The sequence below is a fragment of the Jannaschia pohangensis genome, assembly GCF_900113875.1.
GTDB lineage: Bacteria > Pseudomonadota > Alphaproteobacteria > Rhodobacterales > Rhodobacteraceae > Jannaschia > Jannaschia pohangensis.
In genome coordinates this window covers 1-3604 of sequence record NZ_FORA01000016.1, presented here as the reverse complement: position 1 = coordinate 3604, position 3604 = coordinate 1, and the positions used below count along the sequence as shown (strand labels likewise).

The window sequence follows — 3604 nt, the reverse complement described above, 5'->3', positions numbered from 1 at the left end:
CCCCCCCCCACGGAAGAGATTTCCGCAGGCCTCGAGGACATCGCCACCGACTGGGCCCGTCTCAAGCCGATCCTGGCCGGACTGGCCGAAAACCCCGATGTGGACGATGCCACCCGGGCCGACATCTTCGCCGGGATGAACGGTCTGACCGGCAAGATGAACACGGTCGTCGGCCTTTTCGACGCCGCCAGCAAACAGGGGCTGTAAGCCAGCCCCCCTGCCCTCCGGACCCCGTTGGGTCCGGTACCCCGTCCCCAAGCATCTCCTGGGGGCGGGGTTTTTCCTTGCTCAGGTCTTGGCCGGCTCGGCCCGGGCATGGGTTTCCATCAGGATCGACAGCATGTCCGCATAGGTCCGACGGTCGTCGCGGCACAGCTTGCGAAACCGGTCGATCACCTCCAGCGGGGCCTTGATGCTCACCTGGCCGTCGCGCTGCGGCTCCCGGCTGGGCCAGCGGGCGGTGTCGGCGACCAGGGGCGTCAGCGCGGTCTCGGGCACGGGCGCCGGGCGATCCGGGGCCTGGGTCTCGAACTGCTTGAGACGGTTCAGATCAAGCGACCTCGGCATGGCGCACCTCCTCGAGCAGGTCGACGACTTCGGCGGCGAAGGCCTGGGCATTGGCGATGGCCCGGTCGATGCCGTTAACGTCCGCCGGATCCAGCTGGCGCAGCCCGCCGCCGGCATTGTGCAGCGACGAGAAGGCGGTGCGGCGGTTCAGCTCGGTCGTCAGGACCCGGGTCGCGGCGCGCAATTCCCCGTTGATGTGCTTCTCCAGCTTGCTTTTGACGGCGGCATTGGTGCGCGCGAACAGGATCGCCGCGGCGATGTCACGGCGCCGGGCCCGCGCCTCCATGTTGATCTGGGCCAGGGTCTCGATCGCCTCGTCGGCGTCCTGCTGTTCGTCGCCCGTGGGCACGATGACCAGATCGGATTCCGAGATCGCAAAGGAGGTCAGCCGCGACGCCGAACCCTCGAGGTCGATCATCACGAAGGTGGCGGCGCGACGGGCCTCGGCGATTTCGTCCTGGATGCTGCGCTCACCGCCGCTGCGGATCACGCGGATGCGCGGCGGCAAGGGCGACAGCGTCGACCAGCGCGCCAGCCGGCCCGCGGGATCAGCGTCGATGAGGATGACATCGGTGCCTTGGGCCAGTTCGGTGGCCAGCACGATGGCGGAGGTCGTCTTTCCGGCGCCCCCCTTGGAGGATGCAAATGAGATGACGGGCATGTTTCTGCCTTTTGTTTATGACTGCTCGTGGGGCGAAGGATGCGGCATCCGGCGCCATCTGGCTACCCCCGGCCTGCACAAGGTACCCATGGCGGCCCCTGTCTGTGTCTGACCTGCCATGGGTACCCTGGTCTTGGGTACCCCAAAGTACCCGACGGTAGGCATGGCAGTCCATGGATACCTTCAGGCAGAGTCGCGTTTCTCGAAAACCACCGTTTTCGGGAAGTCGGTTTCGACGGTGGGGCAGGGGGTCTCAGAAGGGCGAAACCCGTCTCGAAACTATCTCTCGTTTCCATAGTTCTCGAAACCTGCGATATACCGAGTATCGAGAGACAAGAAAGACCTCTGCCATGCGTATCGGATATGCCCGGGTATCGGCCCGGGATCAGTCGCCGGATCTGCAGATCGACGCCCTTCGTGCGGCCGGCTGCGCCCGGATCTTCACGGAACAGGCCTCGGGTGCTGCACGGGATCGGGCCGCGCTGGCGGCGGCGCTCGACCACGCCCGCGAGGGCGATACACTGGTCGTCTGGAAGCTGGACCGTCTGGCACGCAGCACACGGCAACTCATTGAAACCGTGGAAGACCTGCAGGGCAGGGGGGTCGGATTTCAATGCCTGACCCAAGACGGGCTCGACACGACGACGCCGGGCGGCCGTCTCATATTTCAGGTCTTCGCGGCCATCGCCGAATTCGAGCGGGAAACCATCCGCGAGCGGACGCGTGCCGGCCTTGCCGCGGCGCGGGTCCGGGGCCGGGTCGGGGGCCGCCCCCGGGCGCTCGGTCCCGAGGATCTGGACATGGCGCGGGTCCTTCTGCGCGATCCCGACATTCCCGTCACCGCCATCGCCCGAAAACTCGGCGTCTCACCGGCCACGCTCTATCGAGCCCTGCCGGGGGGTCGCAGCGCCGTTACCTGAGCTTGGTAGCCGCATCCGGTTTTTATGCCCCCCTCAGATCCCCGATGAACAACGTTTTCCGCTAAGTGATTCTAATGATTCTCGATTCTTTTGAATCACTTATCCACAGATTCGGGGGTCTGAACGGGCGCTCTGCCCTGTGTTAAATAGTGTTAGAGTCGTGTTACGTTGTGAAAAGTGCCGTTTTTCTTGTTTGGAGTCAGCGTCTTGTCGGGACCCCCGGTAACTGAAAACACGAATCTCGGTAACTGAAAACACGAATCCTGGTAACTGAAAACACGAATCTTGACTCAGGTAACTGAAAACACGAATGATCGGGCATGGTAACTGAAAACACGAATCTGGCGCCTCTTCTGCCTGACCGTCATCCGCAGCATGATCTGTTCATCTGTGACGTGGCCGATGCGGTGCTCAAGGACGTGATGCAGCACATGGAGCATCCGTTCTATTCGCTGTCCAAGAAGCCCGAGACATCGGTCAAACGGTACCGCAACGGAGATCACTGGCTGGAGGTGACGCCGAGCGTCAAGGGCCTCGCCACGATCTACGACAAGGACATCCTGATCTACTGCATCAGCCAGATCATGGCCAAGCTGAAGGAGGGGGTGCAGGTCTCGCCCCGGGTGCGCATCAATGCCCGCGAACTGCTGATCTTTGCCAACCGTGGCACCAGCGGGCGGGAATACCAGTCCCTGCTCGATGCGCTAGATCGGCTGGAAGGGACCCGTATCCGGACCAACATCGTCACCGGCGACGAAGAGCAGATCGACGGCTTCGGCCTGGTCGATGCCTCTTCGGTGCGTCGCAAGCAGGGTCTGGATGGCCGCCTGATGTGGTGCGAGGTCAAGTTGTCGGACTGGGTCTTCAATGCCATTCGCAACGAAGAGGTGCTGACGCTGCACCGCGACTACTTCCGCCTGCGCAAGCCCATCGAGCGGCGCGTCTACGAATTGGCGCGCAAGCATTGCGGCCAGCAGAAGACCTGGAAGATCACCCTGTCCAAGCTGCTGCTCAAGACCGGATCCCAAAGCCCGCAGAAACGCTTCCGCCAGATGATCAAGCAGCTGGCCGTCCATGACCACCTGCCCGATTATCACGTGGCCTTCGATGAGCAGAGCGACATGGTGATCTTCACCAACCGTGCGACCATGGCCACCTTGCCTGCGCCCGAAAGCCATGTCGCGCCGCTGGAGTCGGCCACCTATGACAGGGCCCGCCAGGTGGCTCCGGGATGGGACGTCTATCATCTGGAGCAGGAGTGGCGCAGCTGGATGGTAGAGCCGCCGCGCGACGCGGACAGCGCTTTCGTGGGCTTCTGCCGCAAGTGGTACGAGCGGCGCGGCCGTCCCTGACGGCCTGACGTCGCGGCAACTTCATTGATTTCAAGCGAAATTTCAAAAGACCGCGGAATCTGCGATTCTCCGCCGTATTTTAGGCATGTTTTCTACAACAAATG

At 63.0% G+C, this 3604-nt stretch carries 5 protein-coding genes; 3 read left to right on the top strand and 2 right to left on the bottom strand.

Features of this window, described 5'->3' with window-relative positions:
- Window positions 1-207, top strand: a 207-nt coding sequence (locus BM002_RS19405) for a hypothetical protein (RefSeq protein WP_175484976.1), incomplete at its 5' end; no start/stop codon positions are given.
- An 81-nt stretch (window positions 208-288) separates the two neighbouring features.
- On the opposite strand, the gene BM002_RS18915 is transcribed toward BM002_RS19405, so the two are convergent.
- Together BM002_RS18915 and BM002_RS18910 are read right to left on the bottom strand one after the other, a co-directional pair.
- The gene (locus BM002_RS18915; protein ID WP_092785255.1) at window positions 289-567 is read right to left on the bottom strand and encodes a hypothetical protein; all 279 of its coding nucleotides are present in this window, start codon (window positions 565-567) and stop codon (window positions 289-291) included.
- Window positions 551-1228 (bottom strand): ParA family protein, encoded by a 678-nt coding sequence (locus BM002_RS18910; RefSeq protein ID WP_092785252.1) that lies wholly within the window; start codon window positions 1226-1228, stop codon window positions 551-553. Before BM002_RS18910 ends, BM002_RS18915 begins: the two co-directional genes overlap by 17 nt.
- 350 nt (window positions 1229-1578) lie before the next feature.
- Between BM002_RS18910 and BM002_RS18905 the strand changes: the two genes are divergently transcribed.
- On the top strand, window positions 1579-2148 hold the full coding sequence (locus BM002_RS18905) for a recombinase family protein (protein ID WP_092785249.1): 570 nt from the start codon (window positions 1579-1581) through the stop codon (window positions 2146-2148).
- Window positions 2149-2468: 320 nt separating this feature from the next.
- Window positions 2469-3500: a replication initiator protein A gene (locus BM002_RS18900; RefSeq protein WP_092785246.1), complete on the top strand. Its 1032-nt coding sequence runs from the start codon at window positions 2469-2471 to the stop codon at window positions 3498-3500.
- The last annotated feature ends 104 nt before the right edge of the window (window positions 3501-3604 follow it).